This is a genomic window from Desulfovibrio psychrotolerans, from assembly GCF_013340305.1.
In the GTDB taxonomy this organism is placed as follows: Bacteria; Desulfobacterota; Desulfovibrionia; order Desulfovibrionales; family Desulfovibrionaceae; genus Halodesulfovibrio; species Halodesulfovibrio psychrotolerans.
Map to the genome: position 1 here is coordinate 1 of NZ_BLVP01000030.1, position 246 is coordinate 246.

Here is a 246-nt window from a genome sequence, read left to right on the forward strand (position 1 = left end):
AACGCCCATGCGGATGTTGCCGTTGCGGAGGGGGATGCCCTGCTGCGCGGCAAGCTGACCGCCACAGATGTGGACGGCGACAAGCTCACCTTTACGCTGGACGCGGACAGCGACGTGCCCGCGGGCTTTGTGCTGAAGCCTAACGGCAGCTACAGCTTTAACCCCAAGCATGGGGAGTACAACTCCCTTGCCGAGGGGCAAGAGGCGACCTTTACCATCAAGTACACCGTGACGGACGTGCACGGG

Annotated in this window: 1 protein-coding gene; it reads left to right on the plus strand. The window is 62.6% G+C overall.

The genetic code is table 11. From position 1 onward, the window contains the following. A partial coding sequence (locus tag HUV26_RS13560) for an Ig-like domain-containing protein (RefSeq protein WP_174410676.1) occupies positions 1 to 246 on the plus strand: 246 nt, incomplete at both ends.